We start from the raw sequence: 22,865 nt of genomic DNA, 5'->3' as shown, positions 1-22,865 counted from the left end.
GCCATAGAGCCGGCCCCTGTGGCGAATATGCGACGGCGGGGCGGCTCACGCCTCCTCGGCCCCTTGCTGGGGCGCCGGCTCGATCAGGATCTCGCGCTTTCCGGCGTGGTTGGCCGGGCCGACGATGCCCTCGCGCTCCATCCGCTCCATCAGCGAGGCGGCCCGGTTGTAGCCGATCTGCAGGCGCCGCTGGATGTAGCTGGTCGAGGCCTTCTTGTCGCGAAGCACCACCGCCACCGCCTGGTCGTAGAGGTCGGCCGACGGGTCGCCGAAGCTGCCCTGGTCCATGACCGGGGCGTCCTGCGCGGCGGCGGCCGCCTCCTCGGCCTCCTCGTCCGCCGTGACGGCGTCGAGGTAGGACGGGCGGCCCTGGCGCTTGAGATGGGCCACCACCTGCTCGACCTCGTCGTCCGAGCAGAACGGCCCGTGCACCCGGGTCGTCCGGCCGCCGCCCGCCATGAACAGCATGTCGCCCTGGCCCAGCAGCTGCTCGGCGCCCATCTCGCCGAGGATCGTGCGCGAGTCGATCTTCGAGGTCACCTGGAACGAGATCCGGGTCGGGAAATTCGCCTTGATCGTCCCGGTGATCACGTCCACCGACGGGCGCTGCGTCGCCATGATCAGGTGGAGACCGGCGGCCCGCGCCATCTGGGCGAGACGCTGGATCGCCCCCTCGATGTCCTTGCCCGCCACCATCATCAGGTCGGCCATCTCGTCGACCACGATCACGATGTAGGGCAGGGCGGTGAGGTCCATGACCTCGTCCTCGTAGACCGCCTCGCCGGTCTCGCGGTCGAAGCCGGTCTGGACCGTGCGGGTGATCACCTCGCCGCGCGCCCGCGCCTCCGCCACCCGGGCGTTGAAGCCGTCGATGTTGCGGACGCCCAAGCGCGCCATCTTCTTGTAGCGCTCCTCCATCTCGCGCACCGCCCACTTGAGGGCGATGACCGCCTTCTTCGGGTCGGTGACGACGGGGGAGAGCAGGTGCGGGATGCCGTCGTAGACCGACAGTTCCAGCATCTTGGGATCGACCATGATCAGGCGGCACTCCTCCGGCTTCAGCCGGTAGAGCAGCGACAGGATCATGGTGTTGATGGCGACCGACTTGCCCGAGCCGGTGGTGCCGGCCACCAGCAGGTGAGGCATGCGGGCGAGGTCGGCGATGATCGCCTCGCCGCCGATATTCTTGCCGAGGCAGAGCGCGAGCTTCTGCTTGGTCTCGGTGAAGACCGGCGAGGTCAGGAGCTCGCGCAGGTACACCGTCTCGCGCTTGAGGTTCGGCAGCTCGATGCCGATGGCGTTGCGGCCCTGGACGACGGCGACGCGGGCGGAGATGGCGGACATCGAGCGGGCGATGTCGTCGGCGAGCGAGATGACGCGGCTCGACTTGGTGCCCGGCGCCGGCTCCATCTCGTACAGCGTCACCACCGGACCCGGCCGCACCGCCAGGATCTCGCCGCGCACCCCGAAATCCTGGATCACCTGCTGCAGCTGGAGAGCGTTGTCCTCCAGCATCTCGGGGTCGAGGTTGCTGCCGTCCGATTCCCGCGGCTCGGCCAGGAGGTCGACCGAGGGCAGCTCGTAGGGCATCTCGAGCAGGCGGGCGGCCTGGCGCAGCGGGATGGTGGCGACGGGCGCCAGGATGTCGTCCTCGTCGTCCCCATCCTCGTCGGCGTCGAGGCCGAGGTCGCAATCGAGACCCGCGGTGCCGATGACGAGGCCGTGCGGCTCCGTGGCCGGCATCGCTCCCGTGACGGGCGACCAGGACGGCGCCGCCGCGACCGGCTCCGGCGCCGGGGGGGCGCCGTGAGGGGCGACCGGCTCCGACGGCGCTGCGGCCGGGACGGATGGCGTGGCAATCGGCAGGATGATGCGCGGCGGGCGCGGCGGGGCCGGCAGGGTCGGGGCGGGCGGCGCGTTGAGGCGGCCGGTCGGCACGTAGACGAAGGGCTGCGCCCCCCGCGGGGTGGGCGATGCGGGCTCGGCGGACGGTTCCGCCGCGGGCCGGCCTTCGGCAGGGGCCGAGGCAAGCGTCCCGGCCGACAGGACCTGGGCCGTCTCGGGCTGCGTCACCGGCAGCGCGTCCGCGGCGATGAACGACCACGGTACCGGCGTGAAGGCCAAGGGTGCCGCGGGCAGGGGGGCGGCGGGCAGGGGGGCGGCGGGCAAGGGCGAGGCAGGCGCGGGTGCAGGCTCGGAGGCGACGGCCGGCACGATCCCGACCGCGGCCTCCACCACCGCCTCGGGGGCGACGGGGACGGCAAGGGACGCGTCCGGGGGCTCGGACTCCACCGGCACGGGCAGGAACACCGTCTCCGGAAGCGGCGCGTAGGTGAGGGCCAGCATCGGGGCGGGCGCCGGCAGCAGGATCGCGGCGGGCGGCAGGTCGGCCGCGACGTCCCGCTCCACGGCGACGAACGCCTCATGCGCCTCGTCCCCGGGCGTGCTCACCGCCGGGACGATCTCCATCGCCGCCGCGACGGCCGTCCCGGCGACGGGCTCGGGCGGCAGGTCCATGGAATGGAAGTCCACCGGGGGCAAGCCCACGAGAGGCACGTCCGGCGGCAGATCCGTCGGCGGCATCCCGGTCGGCGCCGCGGGCGCGGCGGCGACGGCCTCGGCAACCATGGGCTCGACCGGCGGAGCGGCGTCCGCTGCCGGCAGGACCTCGGCGGTCGCCTCGTCCGCGACCGGATCCGGAACGGGCCGGTTGTCCTGCTCCGCGGCGGTCGGCAGCGGGCAGGTCCAGTCGTGCTGGAGCAGACGGTCGAGGGTGTAGACCGGGCGCGGCGGCAGGGAGCGCAGATGCGAGACGTCGACCGGCACCAGGATGGCGCTGTTCGGCACGTCGAAGACCTGGGCCGGTGCGACCGGTGCTTCCGCGGCGACGGTCCGCTCCGGAGCCGGCAGATCCGGCGCGGGAGGCGCAGCCTCGGCCGACGCGGTCTCGGAGGCCGCGGGCTCGGACGCGGTGGATTCGGGCGCGATCCCCGCGGGCTCGGCGACTGGCGCCTCCTCCGCCGGGAGGGAAGCGGGCGCGGCGATGTCGAGCGCGACCGGCTGCGTGCTGTCGGCGAATGCCGGAGCATCCTCCGGAACGACGGCCGCCACGGCCTCCCCCGTCGCGACGGGCTCGGCCGCCGGGAGCGCCGCCGCGTCGGAGGCCTCGGGCCCGGGCGCCGCCTCGCCGGCCGCCGGCTCCGCTCCCCCGGCGACCTCCGGCACGGCCTCGGCCCGGATGGAATCCTCCTGCGGATGGCGCAGGAGATGGTCCGGCGTGCGGGTGAAGCGCACACCCGGGGGCAGGACGAAGGGCTGGCGCCAGATCGGCACCGCGGCCGCCGCCGCGGCGGCTTCGGCCTCGATGCGGGCCGCCTCGGCCTCGGCCCGGGCCGCCTCGGCGGCGGCGAGCTCGGCGGCGGCGCGGGCCTCGGCCTCGGCCTCGGCGGCGCGCAGGGCCTCCTCCTTCTCCCGCAGGGCCTGCTCGCGCCGGCGATGACGCGCCTGCAGCACGTGGTCGGGCGTGCGGGTGAAGCGCACGCCGGTCTCGGCCGGACGCTCGGGCGAACGGGCGTGCGTAGGCTCCTGCGGCGACGGTCGGGACCGCGCCTCCGGAACCGCGGCGGAGGGCTCCGCGTCGCGGCGGCGGGCGCGGGTCAGCACGGCGCGGGCCGGGCCGGCAGGGGGGATCGGCATGGTCCAGCCGCCCTCGGGCACCAGGGCCGGGTCCGGCGCCCAATGCGACGACGCGGCGTGGCGCGGCGCCGGCACCTCCGGGGCGACCATGACCGCCGGGGGCGCGAGGATGTCGGGTTCTGCCGGGAGATCAGGATCGGGCGCCTGCGCCCGAAACGGCTCGGCCGGCGGCACCACGACGGGCTCGGGCATGGGCGGCCGGGCGGCTTGCGGCGGCGAGCCCTGGTATGCGGGATCCTGGTATGCGGGGCTCCGGGGGGCGGGATCCCGGGAATAGGTATCCCGGGGCCAGGCCTGCGCCGCGTCGGGAAGCTCTCCCGCGTCGCGCGCCTGCGCGCTGCCGCGGGCGACGGGTGGGACGGCCCGGGACGAGAGGAGCGGGTCGGGCATCGGCGCCGGCCCAAGCGCCGGATCCGGCGCCCAGTTCCCCGCCGGGGCGGCGAGGGGGGCGGTCTGGGACGCAGCCTGGGACGGGGCCGTCCGCCCGGGGCCCGGGGCCGGAGCGAACGGGCTCTGGTTCCACGGCTCGGGCGGGGCCGCCCGCGCGACGCCGGGCTCGGCCGCGTCGGGGCGCACCAGGGCGTCGGCCATCCAGCTCGGGGTGGCACGGCGGCTCAAGGTGTAGTCCCGTTGGGCGGGCGGGGGCGCGGGCGGCGCGAAGCGGCGGGCCAGGAGCGCCCGCAGATTCATCACCGTCTGGGCGAGGACGCCGAGGGGGCGTTCCCGGCGCTCGGGCGTGCGGAGATGATCGCGCACCCGCTGGGGCCCGCGCGGCGAGGAGTCGGAGAAGGGTGGCCGTCCCGATTGTCTCATGATGCCGAATTGATGTGTGGGCGGCCCGCGGCCGCGTACGTGGCCCCAGTTAGGCACGGCATCGTTAACGCCCGATTAGGCACGGGAGCCGGTACCGGGCAGCACGTGGGCGCGTTAAGGATGGGCGCGTTAAGAGCCAGGAGCTTTCCGGCGAGAAGGGGCTGCCAGCGCGATGTTTCGATCCCTCTACCGGCACGGTTTCGCCCGCGTCGCGGCCTGCGTCGGCCGCAGCCACATCGCCGATCCGGACGCCAACGCGGCCGAGATCCGGAGCCTGGCCGAACGATGCGACCGGGACGGCGTCGCGGTGGCGGTGTTTCCGGAGCTCTGCCTGTCGGGTTACGCGCTGGAGGACCTGCTGCTGCAGGAGACGCTGCTGGCGCGGGTCGAGGCGGCTTTGCTCTCTCTCGTCGAGGCGAGCCGCGGGCTGATGCCGGTCCTGGTGATCGGCGCGCCGTTGCGCCACCGCAACCGGATCTACAACACCGCCGCGGTGATCCATCGCGGCCGGCTGCTCGGCGTGGTGCCGAAGAGCTACCTGCCGAATTACCGCGAGTTCTACGAGAAGCGTCACTTCGCCCCCGGCGCCGGGGTGACGGGCGAGACGATCCGGATCGGCGATGTCGAGGCGCCGTTCGGCACCGACCTGCTGTTTCCGGCCGACGACCTGCCCGGCCTCGTCCTCGGGGTCGAGGTCTGCGAGGACATGTGGATCCCGGTGCCGCCCTCGGCGCTCGCCGCGCTCAGTGGGGCCACGGTGCTCGCCAACCTCTCGGGCAGCCCGATCACCATCGGGCGGGCGGAGAGCCGGACGCTGCTCTGCCGCTCGGCCTCGGCCCGGTGTCTGGCCGCCTACATCTACGCCGCGGCGGGCCCCGGCGAATCGACCACCGACCTCGCCTGGGACGGACAGACCGCGATCTACGAGGACGGCGAGGTGATCGCGGAAGGACCGCGCTTCCCCGCCGAGCCGCAGGTGACGCTCGCCGATATCGATCTCGACCGCCTGCGCCAGGAGCGGGCCCAGATGGGCAGCTTCGACGACAACCGGACCGCGCTCACGCCCGGCGCGCCGGCCTATCGGCGGGTCGCGTTCCGGGTGGCGCCGCCCGACGCCGATCTCGGCTTCCGTCGCACGATCGAGCGCTTCCCCTTCGTGCCGGCCGATCCCGCCCGCCTCGCCCAGGATTGCTACGAGGGCTACAACATCCAGGTCGCCGGCCTCGCCCAGCGCCTGCAGGCGATCGGCACCCGCCGCGTCGTGATCGGCATTTCGGGCGGGCTCGATTCGACCCACGCGCTGATCGTGGCGGCCCGCGCCTTCGACCAGCTCGGCCTGCCGCGGTCGGACATCCTCACCTACACCATGCCGGGCTTCGCCACCTCGGACGAGACCAAGACCAACGCCCACCGGCTGATGGCCTCGCTCGGCACCCGCGCGGCCGAGCTCGACATCCGGCCGGCCGCCCGGCAGATGCTCGCCGACATGGGCCACCCGTTCGGGCGCGGCGAGGAGGTCTACGACGTCACCTTCGAGAACGTGCAGGCGGGCTTGCGCACCGACTACCTGTTCCGCCTCGCCAACCAGCACGACGCGATCGTCGTCGGCACCGGCGACCTGTCGGAGCTGGCGCTCGGCTGGTGCACCTACGGCGTCGGGGACCAGATGTCCCACTACGCGGTCAATGCCGGGGTGCCCAAGACCCTGATCCAGCACCTGATCCGCTGGGTGATCGCGTCCGGACAGTTCAGCCCGGAGGTCGGCCGCACCCTGGAGGCGATCCTCGACACCGAGATCTCGCCCGAACTGGTGCCGGCGCGGGAGGGCGAGACGATCCAGAGCACCGAATCGAAGATCGGGCCCTACGCGCTGCAGGACTTCAACCTGTTCTACACGTTGCGCTACGGCTACCGCCCGTCGAAGATCGCCTTCCTGTCGCTGATGGCCTGGGAGGATGCCGGCCGCGGTCCCTGGCCGCCCGGCTTCCCGGAGGCGAAACGGGGCACTTACGCTCTGCCGGAGATCCGGGCCTGGCTCGCGGTGTTCCTGCGCCGCTTCTTCGGCTTCAGCCAGTTCAAGCGCTCGGCCCTGCCGAACGGCCCGAAGGTGGCGGCGGGCGGCGCCCTCTCGCCCCGGGGCGACTGGCGCGCGCCCTCCGACGCCAATGCCCGCATCTGGCTCGACGAATTGGAGCGCAACGTCCCGCAGGGCTGATCGCGAGGCAGAGTTGCCAAGGCAACTCTGCCTCGCTTCTTGCCTTGGCATCATTTTCGTCACCGAGCCGGTGACCACTTCGGCACCGGCCGTCAGCGGCCGGCGGAATGATGCAGAGAAACCCCATGGGAGTATAGGCGTTGGTCGGGCCCCGGGGCCGGGACGAGCCCCTCGCATGGGAGTCCGCCCGATGGCCGCCACGCCCTCCGACACCGACGTCCTGCCGAACGGCCCGCTCGACGAGCGGGCGGTGCATGTCTGCGTCGACATGCAGAACCTGTTTGCCCGTGAGACCGCCTGGCACACGCCCTGGATGGGCCGGGTGCTGCCGCGGGTCCTGCACCTCGCGGCCGCCGTGCCGGAGCGCACTGTGTTCACCCGCTTCGTCCCGGCACAACGTCCCGGGGAGGGGCGGGGCTGCTGGAAGCGCTACTGGGAGCGCTGGGCCGAGATGACGGTCGAGCGGCTCGGGGCGGACATGGTGGCGCTGGTGCCGGAGCTGGCCGCGCTGACGCCGCCGGCCGAGACCGTCGACAAGACCGTGTACTCGCCCTGGATGGAGCCCGGCCTGGAGACCGCGCTGCGGAAGCGCCGGGCCGAGACCCTGGTGATCACCGGCGGCGAGACCGACGTCTGCGTGCTCGCCACCGTGCTCGGCGCGGTCGACCGCGGCTACCGCATCGTGCTCGCGACGGACGCGGTCTGCTCCTCCTCGGACGAGACCCACGACGCGATGATGACGCTCTACCGGCAACGCTTCGGCCAGCAGCTCGAAGTGGCCACGACCGATCAGATCCTGCACAATTGGAATGTTTCGCAGTTACCGAGGTGATGATGTAGCGCAGCATCACGTCTCTCGCCGGTATCGGCCTCGTGTCGCGTGTCGTTCCGCGGTTCCCGACTCGCACGATTTCGTGATGAGGTTGGTTTCTGCGCGTCAGGACGCAGCGTCATGGCTGAGATTGCGGTAGCGCGCGGCGATCCGGGCTGACATAGTCTCGGCCCAATCGGCCGTTAACGACTGGACGCCATGGCAGCACCTGCGAGCGGAGGCGATCCGATGCGAAGCTACAACCTGTTCTGCCTGAAAGGTCTCGACGGCCTGGTCTGCGCGGTGCCGGAGGATTACGCCGTGCCGGCCTTCGTCACCGAGGCGCGCTGGGCCTTCGGCGGCAAGCTCGACGGCAGCACGCCCGAACCCACCGGCTTCGACGGCGCGGCCGCCGCGACCGCGGTGCGCTTCAACGGCTTCTACCTGTTCCAGAACATGTCCCCGGCGCAGGGCTGAAGGTGCACCATGGCGGAACCCCCCGTTTCCTGCACGGTGACCCGCCTGACTCCGAGATCCCGGCGAGCATTCCTTAAGGTCGTCGCGGCATGATTGCGGCATCCGAAACCCGCGAGGCCGAACGGGGCTGTCCGCCATGTCCGACATGTCCGAGTTGCGCAGGGAGACCCGCCTGCGGACGTTCCTGAAGGGACGTATCGTCTTCAACAACGGCAACTCCACCATGGATTGCCTCGTCCGGGATCTCTCCGCCTCGGGCGCCCGGCTGGTGCTCAGCCAGACCGCGACGCTGCCGGACGGTTTCGACCTGATCATCCCGGCCAAGGACCGCACCCACAAGGCGACGCTCCGCTGGCGCAGGGCCGACAGCATCGGCGTGACCTTCGCGGAGGAGGCGGCCCACCCGGCGGCGGCGAGCGCGCCGGATACGACCCCGGCGATGCTGCTCACCCGCATCCGCGAGCTGGAGGCCGAGAACGCCTCCCTGCGCCGCCAGCTGAAGGTGGCGGAGGCGATGGTGCTCGATCGCGAGCTCTGAGCGGATGGTGCGGGCGTGGTCGCCGCCTTCCAGAACGAACGAAGGGCCGCCCCGTCGCCGGAGCAGCCCTTCCATTGCCGAACCGCGGTCCGACTGATCGATCTGTCAGGATCTCACCGATCCTGGAGTATTCGTCGTACGCTCAGGCCGTGAAGCCGGAGGCGACGATCCAGGTCCGGTGCGCAGACGACCGCGGCTGATGACAATGAGACACTGGATCACCTCCTTCCTGTTGTTGCCGATGATCCGAATGTAGCGATCCTTTGGCCTGACGCAATCCATCTGGGGCGCGGCGAAGGGTCCCCGGCAGCGCACCTTGACCTCGGCCTTCCGCCGATCATCTCCCCCCGCATGAAGAACCGTGGCTTCCTCAAGCTCGCCAGCGCCATGACGGTGATGACGCTCGGCGGAGTCGGCTACGCCGCCCATCGGCGCAGCCGCAACCCCTATTACCGGGGTCCGGTCAGCGATCATTTCGACGGCGTGCGGTTCTTCTCGCCGGGGCAGCCGACGGACAAGGCCGCGGGCGAGCTGGCGCGCTGGCAGCTCGGCGGCGGCCGCGAGGCCTGGCCGGCGCGGGTCCCGAGCCCGTTTCCGCAGGACACGCCGCCCGAGCGGGTCGACGACTTGCGGGTGGTCCATATCGGGCATGCCAGCCTGCTGGTCCAGGTCGCAGGCCGCAACATCCTGGTCGACCCGGTCTATGCCCGCCGCGCGAGCCCGGTGGGCTTCGCCGGCCCGAAGCGCGCCAACCCGCCGGGCATCGCCTTCGCGGCTCTGCCGCCGATCGACGCGGTGCTGATCACCCACAACCACTACGACCATCTCGACGGGCCGGTCCTCGCCCGCCTCTGGGCCGAGCACGCGCCGACCTTCGTGGCGCCGCTCGGCAACGACGCGATCATCCGCACCTACGACGCCACGATCCCGGTGGAGACCCGGGACTGGGGCGGCTCGGTCGATCTCGGCGGCGGCATCGCCGTGCACCTGGTGCCGGCCTACCACTGGTCGGCGCGGGGCGTGAACGACCGGCGCATGGCGCTGTGGTGCGCCTTCGTGCTCACCACGCCCGCGGGCGTGCTCTACCACGTCGGCGATACCGGCTACGGCGACGGCGCGGTCTTCCGGTCGGTGCGCGAGCGCTTCGGCGCGCCGCGCCTCGCCACCCTGCCGATCGGCGCCTACGAGCCGCGCTGGTTCATGCAGGCCCAGCACATGAACCCGGAGGAGGCGGTGCGGGCCTTTCGCGAGGTCGGCGCCGAGCAGGCGCTCGGCCACCACTGGGGCACGTTCCGGCTCACCAACGAGGGCGCGGGCGAGCCGGCGGAGGCTCTCGGGCGGGCACTGGCCGAGGCGGAGGTGCCGGCGGACCAGTTCCTGGCGCTCAGGCCGGGGCAGGTGTGGGAAGGGTGAGACGAGCTTCGACCACCTCCGACTCGGCTCGACGACGCTTCCACCCTCCTGGTCATCCCGGGACCGCGAAAGCGACACCCGGGATGACCAGGAGGGTGTTGGCATCGTTCAGAGGATGAACCGGCTCAGATCCGCGTTCTGCGCCAGGCTCTCGACCCGGTCGCGGACGTAAGCGGCGTCGATCGTCACCGTCTCGCCCGAGCGGTCGGGCGCGGTGAACGACACGTCGTCGAGCACCCGCTCCAGCACCGTCTGGAGCCGGCGCGCACCGATATTCTCGACGGACGAATTCACGTCGACGGCGACCTTGGCCAGCGCGTCGATCGCGTCGGCGGTGAAGTCGATCGTGACGCCTTCCGTCGCCATCAGCGCCACTGCCTGCTTGGTCAGGCTCGCCTCGGTCTCGGTGAGGATGCGGCGGAAGTCGTCGACGGTGAGCGGGCTCAGCTCGACCCGGATCGGCAGGCGTCCCTGGAGCTCCGGCAGGAGGTCGGAGGGCTTCGAGACGTGGAAGGCGCCGCTGGCGATGAACAGGATGTGGTCGGTCTTCACCGGCCCGTGCTTGGTCGCGACGGTGGTGCCCTCGATCAGGGGCAGCAGGTCGCGCTGCACGCCCTCGCGCGAGACGTCGGCGCCGGAGCGGCCTTCCCGGGCGCAGATCTTGTCGATCTCGTCGAGGAAGACGATGCCGTTGTCCTGCACGTCGCGCAGGGCCTCCTGCACCACGCTGTCCTGGTCGAGGAGCTTGTCGGATTCCTCGCCGATCAACGGCGCGTAGGCGTCGCGCACGGTCATGCGGCGGGGCTTGCCCTTCTGGTTGCCGAGCGCCTTGCCGAGCATGTCGCCGAGGTTGATCGCCCCCATGGCGGCCCCGGGCATGCCCGGGATCTCGAACATCGGCATGCCCTGCGGCGCGCCCGCCGCCAGTTCCAGCTCGACCTCCTTGTCGTCGAGCTCGCCGGCGCGCAGGCGCTTGCGGAAGGCGTCGCGGGTGGCCTGGCTCGCGGTCGGACCGACGAGGGCGTCGAGCACGCGGTTCTCGGCAGCGGCTTCCGCCTTCGCCTGGACGCCCCGGCGCTTCTCGTCGCGCTTCAGGCCGATGCCGATCTCGACGAGGTCGCGCACGATCTGCTCGACGTCGCGGCCGACATAGCCGACTTCCGTGAACTTCGTCGCCTCGACCTTCAGGAACGGCGCGCCGGCGAGCCGCGCTAGGCGGCGCGAGATCTCGGTCTTGCCGCAGCCGGTCGGGCCGATCATCAGGATGTTCTTCGGCGCCACCTCCTCGCGGAGCGGGCCCTGGAGCTGCTGGCGGCGCCAGCGGTTGCGCAGCGCGATCGCGACCGCGCGCTTCGCATCGCCCTGGCCGACGATGTAGCGGTCGAGCTCGGAGACGATTTCGCGGGGGGAGAAGGTGGTCATGGGATACTTTACGGGGTCTCGCGGCCGGATGGGAGGGTGAGGGAGGCGGGCGCCTTACGCCGCGTCCAGGCTCTCGATCACCAGGCTGCCGTTGGTGTAGACGCAGATCTCGGCGGCGATCCGCATGGCGCGGCGCACGATCGCCTCGGCGTCGAGGTCCTGCTCCTCCAGCGCGCGGGCGGCGGCGAGCGCGTAGTTGCCGCCAGAGCCGATCGCCATCACGCCGCCCTCGGGCTCCAGCACGTCGCCGGCGCCCGAGAGGAGCAGGCTCACGTCCTTGTCGGCGACCAGCATCATCGCCTCGAGGCGGCGCAGGTAGCGGTCGGTGCGCCAGTCCTTGGTCAGCTCGACGCAGGCGCGGGTGAGCTGACCCGGATACTGCTCGAGCTTGGCTTCCAGCCGCTCGAACAGCGTGAAGGCGTCGGCGGTGGCGCCGGCGAAGCCCCCGATCACCGCGCCCTTGGCCAGCCGCCGGACCTTGCGGGCGTTGCCCTTGACGATGGTCTGGCCGAGGCTGACCTGCCCGTCGCCCCCGATCACCACCCGGCCGCCCTTGCGCACCATCAGGATCGTCGTCGCATGCATGCGGGGGGCGCCCCCCGCGTCGTCGTTGGCCAAGGATGTCTCTCCGGGCAGGCTGTCTCGCGTCGTGCTGCGGCGTAGGTGGGGGCTCGCGGCGCGTTCGTCCAGCGGGGGCAGCGCCCGTCGCACTGGACCACAATCATGACGTAAGGTCATAGGCAAGCGCGACGCGAGTCACCGCCTTCGCGCTCCCGCCGGATACCCGATGCCGAAGGGCGACCAGAAGCATCGTGCCGAACGCTTCAACGAGGGAGCCAAGCTGCTCGCCTCGGTGTTCAACTCACTGGCCATCGCGGTGGTCGGGGCGGCCTTCGTGATCCCGATCACGCAGGGTCGCTACGACGGGTTCGCCCACGGCGGAGGACTTCTCCCCGTCGCGGGCGTGAGCTTCCACCTCGCCGGTCAGGCGGCCCTTCGCTACCTCCGAGCCGAGGATCGACATCGATGACCGTCACCACCGCATGGCAGATCCTCGGCGTGAGTGCCGCTCTCATCGTCGGTGGCCTGCTCGCCCTCATGATCGCGTCGGATACCGTACAAGCGCGGATGCGCAAGGCGCTTGGGGCCTCCTACACCACCACCGTGATCACCTCCGCCGCCCGGGTCAGCGCCGTGTAGAGCCAGCGCGCCCGGTGCTCCCGGAACGCGTAGGATTCGTCGAACAGCACGACACGGTCCCACTGCGACCCCTGCGCCTTGTGCACGGTGAGCGCGTAGCCGTAGGTGAACTCTTCCGTCTCGCGCCGCAGGATCGCCGGCACCTCCTCCTCGCTGCCGGCGATGACCGAGCGCAGCACCTTGATGTCCTGGGGCTTGCGCCGCAGGGCGGGGTCGTCCTCCGGCACCACGTCGAGGCGCACGAGGTCGGGGCGGGGGGCGGCGCGCAGGGCCTGGACGGTCCAGGTCGAGCCGTTGAGCAGGCCCTTGGTGCGGTCGTTGCGCAGGCAGACCAGCTTCTCGCCCACCGCCGGCATCGGGTCGACGTGGCCGATCAGCTCGCGGATGCGGCCGTTATAGAGCCGCCGGGTGCGGTTCATCCCGACCAGGACCTGATCGGCGGCGAGCACGGTCGCGGGGTCGATCGCGCGGCGCGGGATCACCCGGCTCTCGCCGTAATCGCCGAACTCCAGCCGCCCGCCCTCGCGGACCGTCATGGCGAGGCGCACGATCGGGTTGTCGGCGGCCTGGCGGTGGACCTCGGTCAGCATCACGTCGGGCTCGGCCTCGGTGAAGAAGCCGCCGCCCTTCACCGGCGGCAGCTGGGCCGGATCGCCCAGCACCAGGACCGGCGTGCCGAAGGAGAGCAGGTCGTTGCCGAGGTCGCCGTCGACCATCGAGCATTCGTCGATGACGACGAGCGCCGCCTTGCTCACCGGCCCGGTGCGGTTGAGGGTGAAGGCGGGGCCGCCCTCGGTATCCTCGCGGGTGCGGTAGATCAGGCTGTGGATGGTCGACGCGTCCGGGCAGCCGCGGGCGCGCATGACGGAGGCCGCCTTGCCCGTATAGGCGCAAAAGAGCACCCCGCCCTCGACGTCCTCGGCCAGCCGGCGAGCGAGGGTCGTCTTGCCGGTGCCGGCGAAGCCGAACAGGCGGAAGACCTGCGGGCTGCCGCGCTTCAGCCAGTCCGACACCGCCTTGAGCGCCGCCTCCTGCTGGGGGCCAAGCCCGCTCATCATCGTTGACCGCTCACGGCGCCTTCCCGACGGTGCGGCGGGCCTGGAACGGCGCGGCCGGTGGGGCCTCCTTGCGGCGCAGGAGCGCCCGGAACTCGTCGCGGCGCTCGTGGATCGAGGCGATCACCAGCCCCATCGGCACCCCGACATCGACCAGCACCGCCTCCGAGAGCTGGAGCGACGCCTCGATCGTCTCCGGCACGGCATCGTCCACGCCCATCTCGTAGAGGGCGGTGGCGTGGCGGGCATCCCTGGCCCGGGCCACGATGGTGAGGTCCGGCCGCTCGGCGCGGGCGGCCGCCACCACCGCCTCGACGGCGCGGGGCTGGTCGAGGGTGACCACGAGGGCGCGGGCGGTGTCGATGCCGCAGCGCCGCAGCAGGTCCGGGTTGGCCGAATCGCCGAAATAGACCGGGTTGCCGAGACGGCGCTGGTCGGCGACGCGGGCGGCGTCCATGTCGAGGGCGATGTAGGGCACCTTGTGGCGGGCCAGCATCTCGGCGACGAGGCGGCCGACCCGGCCGTAGCCCGCGACGATCACCCGACCGGGCTGGCGCTCCGCCGGCGGCGGCTCGGCCCGGGCACGGCCCAGCGCGGTCCGGTCGATCCGCCGGCCGAGGCGGCGGGCGAGCGCCGCGAGGCCGGGGATCATCACCATCGTGGCGGTGGTGACGACGAGCGCCGCCTGTCCGAGATCGTCGGGGACGAGGCCGGCGGCCAGCGCGCTGCCGACGAGCACGAAGGCGAACTCGCCGCCGGGCCCGAGCAGCAGGGCGGATTCGAGCGCCACCGCGCGCGGCAGGCGCAACGCCGTGCCGAGCCCCAAGATGACCCCGCCCTTGAGGACGAGGAGGCCGAGGGCCAACCCCAGGATGGTGAGCGGCGTCTTCATCAGCACCGCCGGGTCGATCCCCATGCCGACCGAGACGAAGAACACCCCGAGCAGCAGGCCCTTGAACGGGTCGATCGTCGCCTCGATCGCCCGGCGGTACTCGGTCTCGGCCAGCAGCAGCCCGGCGACGAAGGCGCCGAGCGTCATCGACAGGCCGCTCGCGGCCGCGACGAGGGACGTCGCCGCGATGACGAGGAGGCAGGCCGCCATGAACAATTCGGGGCTGCGGGTGCGGGCGACGAGCTGGAACAAAGGCCGCAGGCCCAGGCGCCCGGCACCCACCAGCAGCGCCAGCGCCACGGCGGCCTGACCGAGCGCGAGGGCGAGGCCGGTCACCGCGTCGCTGTCCTTGCGGCCGAGCACCGCGATGGCGAACAGGACGGGAGCGACGGCGAGGTCCTGGAACAGCAGCACCGCGAAGCTCGCCCGGCCGGCCGGCGTGTTGAGCCGCTTCTGCTCGGCCAGCACCGGCAGCACGATGGCGGTGGAGGAGAGCGCCAGCGCCAGCCCGACGAGGATCGCCGCGAGGGGCGGCACCTCCAGCGCCATCAGCACCGCGCCGACGAGCAGGCTCGACACCACCACCTGCAGCGAGCCGAGCCCGAAGACGAGGCGGCGCAGGATGCGCAGGCGCTCCCAGGACAGCTCGACCCCGATCATGAACATCAGGAACACCACGCCGAGCTCGGCGAGATGCGCGATCTCGGTGCGGTTCGAGATCGTCACCGCGCCGAGCCACGGCACGGTCTCGGTGAGCCGCCCCAGGCCCGACGGCCCGAGGAGGGCGCCGGCGCCGATGAAGCCGAGGACCGGGCTGACGCGCAGGCGATGGAACAACGGCACCACGATCCCGGCGGTGACCAGGAACAGGATGACTTCCTTGTAGGAGCCGGACGCGGCGTGCTCGGTCATCGGGAGCGGCGGAGCCTCTCGGGCTGTCGGACGGGCGAAGGTCCCGGCCCGCGGGAGGCGGCCGGGGAATCGCGGCCATCTTGCGGAGGGGGACCGGCGGGGCAAGCCAAAAGGGCGTCCGGGGAGCGTTTTCGTGCCCGCGCGGCGCGGCCTCCACGCCCCCGCCGCCCTGGAGGCCGACGGGCTTCCCGCCGGACTTTCGTCGCGACCGGCATCGACGAGCGCGGGACGTCGGAGGACCGCGCAAGGGGGGTGGAAGGGGTTCGCCCGCGCGAGGTCCTCAACCGGCAACAGGCCCTGCGCGACCGATCATTGTGGATCCCGAAACCACGTCCACTTGAGATTGCTCTCCGTGTAATGGCGGGCATATCTTCGCGCCGTCTCGGTGTTCTTCGCGTAGGAGTCGCCATCGACGTCCGTGATCCTGACATCGGCTCGGATCACGAGCCGCCTGTCGCCGAAGGCACAGATGTACGGGGCGACGCGGTAGCCCCCGAGGTGCTGCCATGTGCCCGGAAAGCGCGTTCCCTCGCAGCGGACGGTATCGGCGTTCAAACCGGCCTCCCGCATGGCCGCGTCGGTCTGCTGCCGAAGCAGACCGTTCTCACGCAGCATCCGATCGAGATCGGAGAGCAGCAACGAGCCTCTCTGTCCGAGGGTGTCCGTATCGAAGGCCTGGGCGCAGGAGATGACCGAGAAGGACATCGCAAGCGAATACGCGATCGCACGTTTCATCGAAGACCTAATCCTGAACAGGCTCACTGCCTAAGGGCAGGGCCGGCGTTCCCGCGGTGGCCGGGATCGATGAGCGGATAGCGGCACGATGATGAAAGCCGGTTGCGCGGCGAAAGGCGATTTTTCGAAATCCGAGCAAAATGCAGGTGAACGCATCGTTATGGTTGACAGTTGGGAAATATCGCCCATTCGCCGCGCTTGATAGACACTCAGCCCTTCTTCGCGTGTGTCGTGGACCGTGGCCGTCCGCGACGCCGTTTCGGTCAACCCGATCGGCGGCGCGGCCGCGCGACGTCCCGCAGGTCCCGGGTCGTCGCGCCGATCCCCGCACGGCCCGGGCCGCTCACCCCAAGGTCGCCAGCGCCGCCTCCAGGTCCGCCGCCAGATCCTCCGGATGCTCGATGCCGATCGAGACCCGGATCGTCGCGTCGGTGATGCCGAGCCGGTCGCGCACCGCCTTCGGCACCCCCGAATGGGTGGTCGAGGCCGGGTGGCTGGCGAGCGATTCGGTGCCGCCTAGGCTCACCGCGAGCTTGAACAGCTGCAGCGCGTTGAGCACCCGGAACGCCTCCGGCTCCCCGCCCGCGACGTCGAACGAGAAGGTCGAGCCCGGGGCGGTGCATTGCGCGGCGTAGACTTTGGCCGCGCCGGAGCCGGGTTCGAGATGGCCGAGATGGTGCAGCCGCGTCACCTTCGGGTGGGATCGCAGCAGGCCGGCGATGAGCTCGCCGTTGCGGTTGGCCTTCTCCATCCGGAGCGTCAGGGTCTCGAGCGAGCGGCCGAGCATCCAGCACGAATGCGGATCGAGCTGGGTGCCGATCGCCGAGCGCAGCAGCCGCACCGGCTTCATCCGCGCCGCCGCGCCGAGCGCCGCCCCGGCGATGAGGTCCGAGTGACCACCGACGTATTTGGTCAGCGAGTAGACCGAGATGTCGGCACCAAAGCGCAACGGGTGCTGGAAGAGGGGGCCGAGCAGGGTGTTGTCGCAGACCACCACCGGCGCCTGGCCGCCCTGGCGGGCGCCGATCCGGTCGGCCGCCTGTCGCACCAGCGCCAGGTCGACGAGGGTGTTGAGGGGATTCGACGGCGTCTCGACCATCACGACGCTGACGCGCCCGCCCGACTTCTCCGCCAGGTCCAGGGCGGAATCCGCCGCCGCCGTCACGCTCGCCTCGTCGGTGCCGTCCTGGAAGCCGACCGCGCCGATGGTGAACCCCGCCAAGGTCTTGGCGATCAGCGTCTCGGTGCCGCCGTAGAGCGGCTGGGAATGCAGCACCACGTCGCCGGGCCGGGCATGGGCCAGGATCACGGTGGCGATCGCCGACATGCCCGACGAGAACAGGAGCGCGGCCTCGGCCTCCTCGAACACCGCGAGCCGGTCCTCGACGATCTCGCTGTTGGGGTGGTTGAAGCGCGAATAGACCAGCCCGGCCGCCTCGCCGGCCGGCGGCTCGCGCCGTCCCGAGACGTAGTCGAAGAACGCCTTGCCGTGCTCGGCGGAGGTGAACACGAAGGTGGACGTGAGGAAGACCGGCGGCTTCACCGCCCCCTCCGAGAGGGCGGGGTCGTAGCCGTAGCCGAGCATCAGGGTCTCAGGGCTCAGGCGGCGGTTGCCGAGCCGGTCCTTGTGGTAGCGGTCGTCCGACATGCGGGGCCTCGCTCCGGTCTGGCGGCGCCGCGCGAGCGGCGTCGGGTCTCGGCGCGACGAAGCGCGCCGCAAGCCAGTTCTAACGCCGTTCACAGCGTTTTGCGGTGCGTAAAGCGCGCCCCGGACGCTGCGCCGCGGCAAGCCCCGCTCGCAGAGGGCGCATTTTCGGCGCAAAACCCGCATAGGACGAAGGATTGAGAATCCGTGTACGCGGCCGCCCCCGGGCGGCCGCCTCGAGGAGCCGCGATGGGCAGACAGCCTCCCGATCGGGTGGTGGTGCGCGAGAAGCGCGCCTGGACCGACGAGACCGATGCCTGGAAGCAGGACCGGGCGATCCGCAAGGGTTACCGCATCCGCTGGGGCTACGTCGCCATCGCCTACCTGGTCGAGGCGCTGGTGATCTGCACCTCGCTGGCCGGGGCCTGGTTCTTCGCCGAGACCTATGCCGACAAACACGACCAGAGCTTCTGGTTCATGCTGCTGGCGCCGGTCGTCTACGCGGCGATCGAGCTGTGCCGGGTGCCGCTCGGCATCCTGATCCGGGTGCAGCGCGACTGGCTGATCAAGTCTCTGGCGATCGTCGGCATCGTGATGGCGGCGGGGGTGACCACCAAGTCGGTGTCGCAGCTCGGCGAGATGATGTTCCATCCCCGTCTCGCCGAGGCCTCGAAGGCCCGCACCACCCTGAAGGAGGCCGAGGCCGACCGCGGCACGATCGACAACCGCATCGCCCAGGCCGATGCCCGGGTGGCGCAGTACACGGCGGAGGCCGCGGCGCTCGAGAAGCGCACAACGGAAGCCTCGGCCCAGCTCGCCGGCCTGCCGGGCCAGCGCTGCGAGCGCCTGTCGGGCACCAACAGCCGCGGCAAGCGCTACAATTACCTGCGCTGCGTCACCGATCCGCGCACCGCCACCATCGCGGGCAGCCTGAAATCCGCCGGCGACGAGCGGGCCGTGGTGGCGAAGAACCTGACCGAGGCCCGCGCCGCCCGGGCGCAGCTCGACCGCGCCGCCGCCGACCGCCGGGTGACGGAAGCCGAAGGCGCCTACCGCGACGCGGTGCGGCGCTCGCAGCTGCACTCCTTCACCGCGATGGTCTACGGCGCCGACCCGATCGACGTCACCGACCAGCAGGTCCACGCCTTCCTGCGCATCTTCGTCTTCGCGCCGGCCCTCTGCGCCGCCTTCGCCTCGACGCTGCTCGCGCTCTGCGCCGTGCAGGTGCGCAAGACCTATCGCGACGAGGACGACCTCGACGCGATGATGCACGCGGAGGGCGTGCCGCTCCTCCTCAACCAGATGGCCGAGAGCGCGACCCAGATCCAGGACGCGCAGCGGGCGATGCGCGAGGCCGCGGTGGCCTCGGGCGCGGCGATCCCCCTCGACCAGCGCCGCTCGCCGACCGTGCCGCAGGCCGGCACGCCCCCGGCGCCGCCGGCGCGCGACGACGACCGCATCGAGAGGCCGAGACCGTGAGCTACCTCGCACCGGGCACGCCCGAGAACGTCGCCCTCGCCCAGCACGTCAACGGGCGCCTGCGGGCCGAGGCCCGGATCTCCAACGCCCGCGCCTTCCTCTTCCGGGCGATCGGCCTCGGGGTGTTCGTCGGCCTCGCCGGGGCCGGCCTCGGCGCGGCCTTCTACGGCTACGCGACGATGAACGAGGTCGGCAACGCCTCCGACAAGCTCGCGAAGGCCCTCACCCAGGCGCTCGAGACCACGACGCTCAAGACGAGCGGCGAGGTGAAGCTCACCGACACCACCCTCAAGATCGAGGGCGGGGTGCCGGCGCCGGCGCCGGCGGGCAAGGGGCGCCCGGACGTGTCCTCGCTGACCGGCAACCAGGGCAAGACCGAGGCGCCGGCCTCGGCCGCCGCGGCGGTGCGCACGAGCTTCACGGTGTTCAAGACCGTGCCCTATCTCGACGGCTCGATCGTCACCGGCTGGAACTTCAAGGGCGACGAGCAGAAGCCCGAGAAGCAGTACTGCTACGTGACCCGTCCCCAGAGCTTCGGCGACGGCGCCACCTCGAACCAGACCACCGTGGCCATCGACGGCGAGCTGCTGCCGCAGCCGGCCCGCTCGGAGATCAACTTCACGGTGATCGCCCGCAGCTGCGTGTGGTTCGATCCGTCGAAGCTGTGAGACCGGCGGGTCTCGCCAGCGCGGCCTTCGCCGCATAGGGTCGAAGGAATTCCCGAAGGACAGGACTGACGCGAGCCCGATGCGCTTCACCGGAACCGAGAGCTACGTCGCCACCGGCGACCTCACCGTCGCGGTCAACGCCGCCATCACCCTGGAGCGGCCGCTCCTCGTCAAGGGCGAGCCGGGCACCGGCAAGACCGTGCTGGCGGAGGAGATCGCCCGCGGGCTCGGGGCGCCGCTGCTGACCTGGCACATCAAGTCGACCACCAAGGCGCAGCAGGGCCTCTACGAGTACGACGCGGTCTCGCGCCTGCGCGACTCGCAGCTCGGCGACCCGCGGGTCTCCGACATCGCCAACTACATCCGCCGCGGCAAGCTGTGGGACGCCTTCACGGCGCCCGAGCGGCCGGTGCTCTTGATCGACGAGATCGACAAGGCTGACATCGAGTTCCCGAACGACCTGCTGCTCGAACTCGACCGGATGGAGTTCCACGTCTACGAGACCGGCGAGACCGTGCGGGCGGCGCGCCGGCCGATCGTCATCATCACCTCGAACAACGAGAAGGAGCTGCCGGACGCCTTCCTGCGCCGCTGCTTCTTCCACTACATCAAGTTCCCGGACGCCGACACGCTGAAGGCCATCGTCGAGGTGCATTATCCCGGCATCAAGCAGCGCCTGGTCGAGGAGGCCCTGCGGGTCTTCTTCGAGGTGCGCGAGGCGCCGGGCCTGAAGAAGAAGCCCTCGACCTCGGAACTGCTCGACTGGCTGAAGCTGCTGATGGCCGAGGATATCGGGCCGGAGACCTTGCGCGAGCGCGACCCCCGCAAGCTGATCCCGCCGCTGCACGGGGCGCTGTTGAAGAACGAGCAGGATGTCGGGCTGTTCGAAAAGCTCGCCTTCCTGAGCCGCCGCGAGGGACGCTGATCCGATGCGCCGCCTGATCCTGCTCCGCCACGCCAAGTCCGACTGGCCGGACGGCGCGTCCGACGTCGACCGGCCCCTCGCGCCCCGCGGGCGGGAGGCGGCGCCGAAGATGGCCGCCTACCTGGCCGAGCAAGGGCTGATCCCCGACCGGGTGCTGGTCTCGCCGGCCCGGCGCACGCAAGAAACCTGGGACCTCGTCAAGCCGGCGCTCGGGACGGTGCCGGACGAGACCGTGCCGCAGATCTACGAAGCGCCGGTCTCGCGCCTGCTCGACGTGGTGCGCTCGATCCCGGACGAGGTCGCGACCGCCCTGATGATCGGCCACAATCCGGGCTTCCAGGACCTCGCCCGGCTCCTCGGCCGACCGGGCGAGGCGCGGCGGGCGCTGACCAAGAAGTACCCGACGGCGGCGGTCGCGGTGATCGATCTGGCCGTGGATTCATGGGGCAAGGTCGAGGCCGGGGAGGGCACGGTCGAGCGGTTCGTGACGCCGAAGAGCCTCGGGCACGGCGAGGACGAGTAGGGCTTCGCTCGCCGATCCGAGCCGGGAAGCAATGTCCGAACAGGTCGTGCGTATCTCTCCCCCAGCAGCGCGGAGGGGTACTGGAAGAAGAGGGCGCGGGTTTCTCCTCTCCCCACGGGCGGGGAGAGGGAATCCCGCGCCACTCCCGGTGGAACGGAGCGGTTGGGAAATCGCTTGAGACAGCTAAGCCTCAGCCACACGTAACAAGTGCCGTGATCCTCACCGCCTTCCTCGCCCTGAGCCTCGCGGCCGGCCCCGCCACCGACGCGGCCGCCGCCCTGGTGCGGGACGGCGCCGCACGCCTCGGGGACGGGCTCGCCGCCGCCTCCGCCCTCGCGGCACCCGAGCGCGCGATGCCGGTCTACCGGCCCGAGGCGCGGGCGGTGTCGAACTGGCGCAGCGAGACGAAGGACGGGCTCCTGCCGCTCTCCCTCGCCTGGACCGCCTGGGCGGCGGCGGGCGATCCGGCCTTCGTGGCGCGCTGCGTCAAGCTCAACAATTACTGGTGCATCAAGCGGGCGCGCTGGGATGGGGAGATCGGCGGCGACCAGGAGGGCCATACCGGCTTCGCCACGGCCGGGCAGGGGGCCGATGCCGCGGTCTCGCTGCTGCGGCGCTATTACGGCGAGTACGGGCGCCGCTCGGCCCTGGCGATCGTCCGCCGCTGGGCGCCCGCCGAATGCGCCGGCCCGGTCGCGGCGCGTGCCGTCGCCCCGATGCGGGGAGCCGCACCCGCGCGGGCCGCCTCGCCGGCGCTGACGGCCCTGGCGCCGCAGGGCATCGGCCGCACCCTGCGGGCCCGGTTCCTCGCCAGTCACGGCCGCGGCGGTGCCCCGCGCCGGGTCGCCCGCGCCCCGGCCCGACCGACCGCCGCGGCCCGGCCGGTCGACGGCAACGCCCTGCGGGTCCAGCCCTGGTCGGCGCTCGCCCGGATGCAGGGCCGGCCGCGCCAACCCGTGCGCGTCGTCAGGGCAAAGCCGCTGCCCACCATCGCCACCGGCATCGGCGAAACGGCGCGCCCCGCCGCGATCGAGCCGATGCGAGCCCTCGACGGTGCGCGGCTCGCCGCGGAGGCCTCGGCCCTGCCGACCCTTGCCGTCGCCCCGGCCTCGGCGCTGCCGCCGGCCTTGCGCCCGCCGGCCCCCTTGTGCGGCTCCGACGAGATCCGGATCCAGAACTACGCCGCCCGCATCGCCGGCAGCATCGGCGTCAAGCCCGGCGACGATCTCGGCCTGTTCACCCCCGACGGTCACGCCACCGCGCGCCTCGCCCCGGTGCTGCTGGCGATGTCCTCGGTCGAGCTCGGGGCGTTGCGGGCGAGTCCGGCCCTCGTCGCCGCGGCGATCGCCCGGGCCGAAGCCGAGCGCGCCGGCGCACGGCAACAGGCGGAAGCCGCGCCTTGAGCCCTTGCGGAAGCCGCAGCCCCGCGCCACCTCGGGGAGCGAC

Annotated in this window: 19 protein-coding genes; 12 read left to right on the top strand and 7 right to left on the bottom strand. The window is 71.9% G+C overall.

Annotated elements, in window-relative coordinates:
• Nucleotides 1-45: 45 nt before the first annotated feature.
• Complete coding sequence (locus DK412_RS31200; RefSeq protein WP_245571986.1) at nucleotides 46-3,888, bottom strand: DNA translocase FtsK; 3,843 nt, start codon at nucleotides 3,886-3,888, stop codon at nucleotides 46-48.
• A 793-nt stretch (nucleotides 3,889-4,681) separates the two neighbouring features.
• On the opposite strand from DK412_RS31200, the gene DK412_RS26595 reads away from it, so the two are divergent.
• The 5 genes from DK412_RS26595 (at nucleotide 4,682) to DK412_RS26575 (ending at nucleotide 9,963) form a co-directional block, all read left to right on the top strand.
• Nucleotides 4,682-6,724, top strand: a complete 2,043-nt coding sequence (locus DK412_RS26595) for an NAD(+) synthase (protein ID WP_109974425.1) — start codon at nucleotides 4,682-4,684, stop codon at nucleotides 6,722-6,724.
• Nucleotides 6,725-6,914: 190 nt separating this feature from the next.
• Complete coding sequence (locus DK412_RS26590; protein ID WP_109974424.1) at nucleotides 6,915-7,556, top strand: cysteine hydrolase; 642 nt, start codon at nucleotides 6,915-6,917, stop codon at nucleotides 7,554-7,556.
• 228 nt (nucleotides 7,557-7,784) lie between these two features.
• Complete coding sequence (locus DK412_RS26585) at nucleotides 7,785-8,012, top strand: hypothetical protein (protein ID WP_109974423.1); 228 nt, start codon at nucleotides 7,785-7,787, stop codon at nucleotides 8,010-8,012.
• A gap of 145 nt (nucleotides 8,013-8,157) precedes the next feature.
• A complete protein-coding gene (locus tag DK412_RS26580; protein ID WP_109975513.1) occupies nucleotides 8,158-8,550 on the top strand; it encodes a PilZ domain-containing protein in 393 nt (130 codons plus the stop codon).
• 351 nt (nucleotides 8,551-8,901) lie between these two features.
• A complete protein-coding gene (locus DK412_RS26575) occupies nucleotides 8,902-9,963 on the top strand; it encodes an MBL fold metallo-hydrolase (protein ID WP_109974422.1) in 1,062 nt (353 codons plus the stop codon).
• Nucleotides 9,964-10,071: 108 nt separating this feature from the next.
• Here the strand turns inward: DK412_RS26575 and hslU are convergent, their stop codons facing one another.
• Nucleotides 10,072-11,385 (bottom strand): ATP-dependent protease ATPase subunit HslU, encoded by a 1,314-nt coding sequence (gene hslU / locus DK412_RS26570; protein ID WP_109974421.1) that lies wholly within the window; start codon nucleotides 11,383-11,385, stop codon nucleotides 10,072-10,074.
• A 54-nt stretch (nucleotides 11,386-11,439) separates the two neighbouring features.
• Nucleotides 11,440-11,970: an ATP-dependent protease subunit HslV gene (gene hslV / locus DK412_RS26565; protein WP_109975512.1), complete on the bottom strand. Its 531-nt coding sequence runs from the start codon at nucleotides 11,968-11,970 to the stop codon at nucleotides 11,440-11,442.
• Nucleotides 11,971-12,172: 202 nt separating this feature from the next.
• Here hslV and DK412_RS26560 point away from each other — a divergent pair, with 202 nt between their 5' ends.
• Both DK412_RS26560 and DK412_RS30410 read left to right on the top strand, forming a co-directional pair.
• A complete protein-coding gene (locus DK412_RS26560) occupies nucleotides 12,173-12,415 on the top strand; it encodes a hypothetical protein (RefSeq protein ID WP_109974420.1) in 243 nt (80 codons plus the stop codon).
• Nucleotides 12,412-12,585, top strand: coding sequence for a hypothetical protein (locus DK412_RS30410; protein ID WP_162596313.1), 174 nt, complete (start codon nucleotides 12,412-12,414; stop codon nucleotides 12,583-12,585). Before DK412_RS26560 ends, DK412_RS30410 begins: the two co-directional genes overlap by 4 nt.
• Here the strand turns inward: DK412_RS30410 and DK412_RS26555 are convergent.
• From DK412_RS26555 to DK412_RS26540, 4 genes are all read right to left on the bottom strand, one after another.
• Nucleotides 12,537-13,643, bottom strand: coding sequence for an AAA family ATPase (locus tag DK412_RS26555; RefSeq protein ID WP_204165447.1), 1,107 nt, complete (start codon nucleotides 13,641-13,643; stop codon nucleotides 12,537-12,539). The two genes, DK412_RS30410 and DK412_RS26555, sit on opposite strands and share 49 nt — an antisense overlap.
• Before the next feature lie 10 nt (nucleotides 13,644-13,653).
• Complete coding sequence (locus tag DK412_RS26550; protein WP_109974419.1) at nucleotides 13,654-15,444, bottom strand: cation:proton antiporter; 1,791 nt, start codon at nucleotides 15,442-15,444, stop codon at nucleotides 13,654-13,656.
• Nucleotides 15,445-15,753: 309 nt separating this feature from the next.
• Entirely contained in the window at nucleotides 15,754-16,179 is a 426-nt protein-coding gene (locus DK412_RS26545) for a hypothetical protein (protein ID WP_109974418.1), read from the bottom strand.
• A 343-nt stretch (nucleotides 16,180-16,522) separates the two neighbouring features.
• Nucleotides 16,523-17,827 (bottom strand): cystathionine gamma-synthase family protein, encoded by a 1,305-nt coding sequence (locus DK412_RS26540; RefSeq protein ID WP_109974417.1) that lies wholly within the window; start codon nucleotides 17,825-17,827, stop codon nucleotides 16,523-16,525.
• Nucleotides 17,828-18,073: 246 nt separating this feature from the next.
• On the opposite strand from DK412_RS26540, the gene DK412_RS26535 reads away from it, so the two are divergent.
• The 5 genes from DK412_RS26535 to DK412_RS26515 all read left to right on the top strand — a co-directional run bounded on the left by DK412_RS26535 (nucleotide 18,074) and on the right by DK412_RS26515 (nucleotide 22,822).
• Nucleotides 18,074-19,303 (top strand): ATPase, encoded by a 1,230-nt coding sequence (locus DK412_RS26535; protein ID WP_109974416.1) that lies wholly within the window; start codon nucleotides 18,074-18,076, stop codon nucleotides 19,301-19,303.
• Nucleotides 19,300-19,971, top strand: coding sequence for a hypothetical protein (locus tag DK412_RS26530; RefSeq protein ID WP_109974415.1), 672 nt, complete (start codon nucleotides 19,300-19,302; stop codon nucleotides 19,969-19,971). Before DK412_RS26535 ends, DK412_RS26530 begins: the two co-directional genes overlap by 4 nt.
• Before the next feature lie 79 nt (nucleotides 19,972-20,050).
• Complete coding sequence (locus DK412_RS26525; RefSeq protein WP_109974414.1) at nucleotides 20,051-20,896, top strand: MoxR family ATPase; 846 nt, start codon at nucleotides 20,051-20,053, stop codon at nucleotides 20,894-20,896.
• Nucleotides 20,897-20,900: 4 nt separating this feature from the next.
• Nucleotides 20,901-21,419 carry a histidine phosphatase family protein gene (locus tag DK412_RS26520; protein WP_109974413.1) on the top strand — a complete coding sequence of 173 codons (519 nt, stop codon included), beginning with the start codon at nucleotides 20,901-20,903 and terminating at the stop codon, nucleotides 21,417-21,419.
• A 212-nt stretch (nucleotides 21,420-21,631) separates the two neighbouring features.
• On the top strand, nucleotides 21,632-22,822 hold the full coding sequence (locus DK412_RS26515) for a hypothetical protein (protein ID WP_109974412.1): 1,191 nt from the start codon (nucleotides 21,632-21,634) through the stop codon (nucleotides 22,820-22,822).
• Nucleotides 22,823-22,865 lie beyond the last annotated feature (43 nt).

Origin of the sequence: Methylobacterium sp. 17Sr1-1, from assembly GCF_003173775.1 — a bacterium.
In the GTDB taxonomy this organism is placed as follows: domain Bacteria; phylum Pseudomonadota; class Alphaproteobacteria; order Rhizobiales; family Beijerinckiaceae; genus Methylobacterium.
This window is presented reverse-complemented; position numbering and strand designations above follow the sequence as displayed.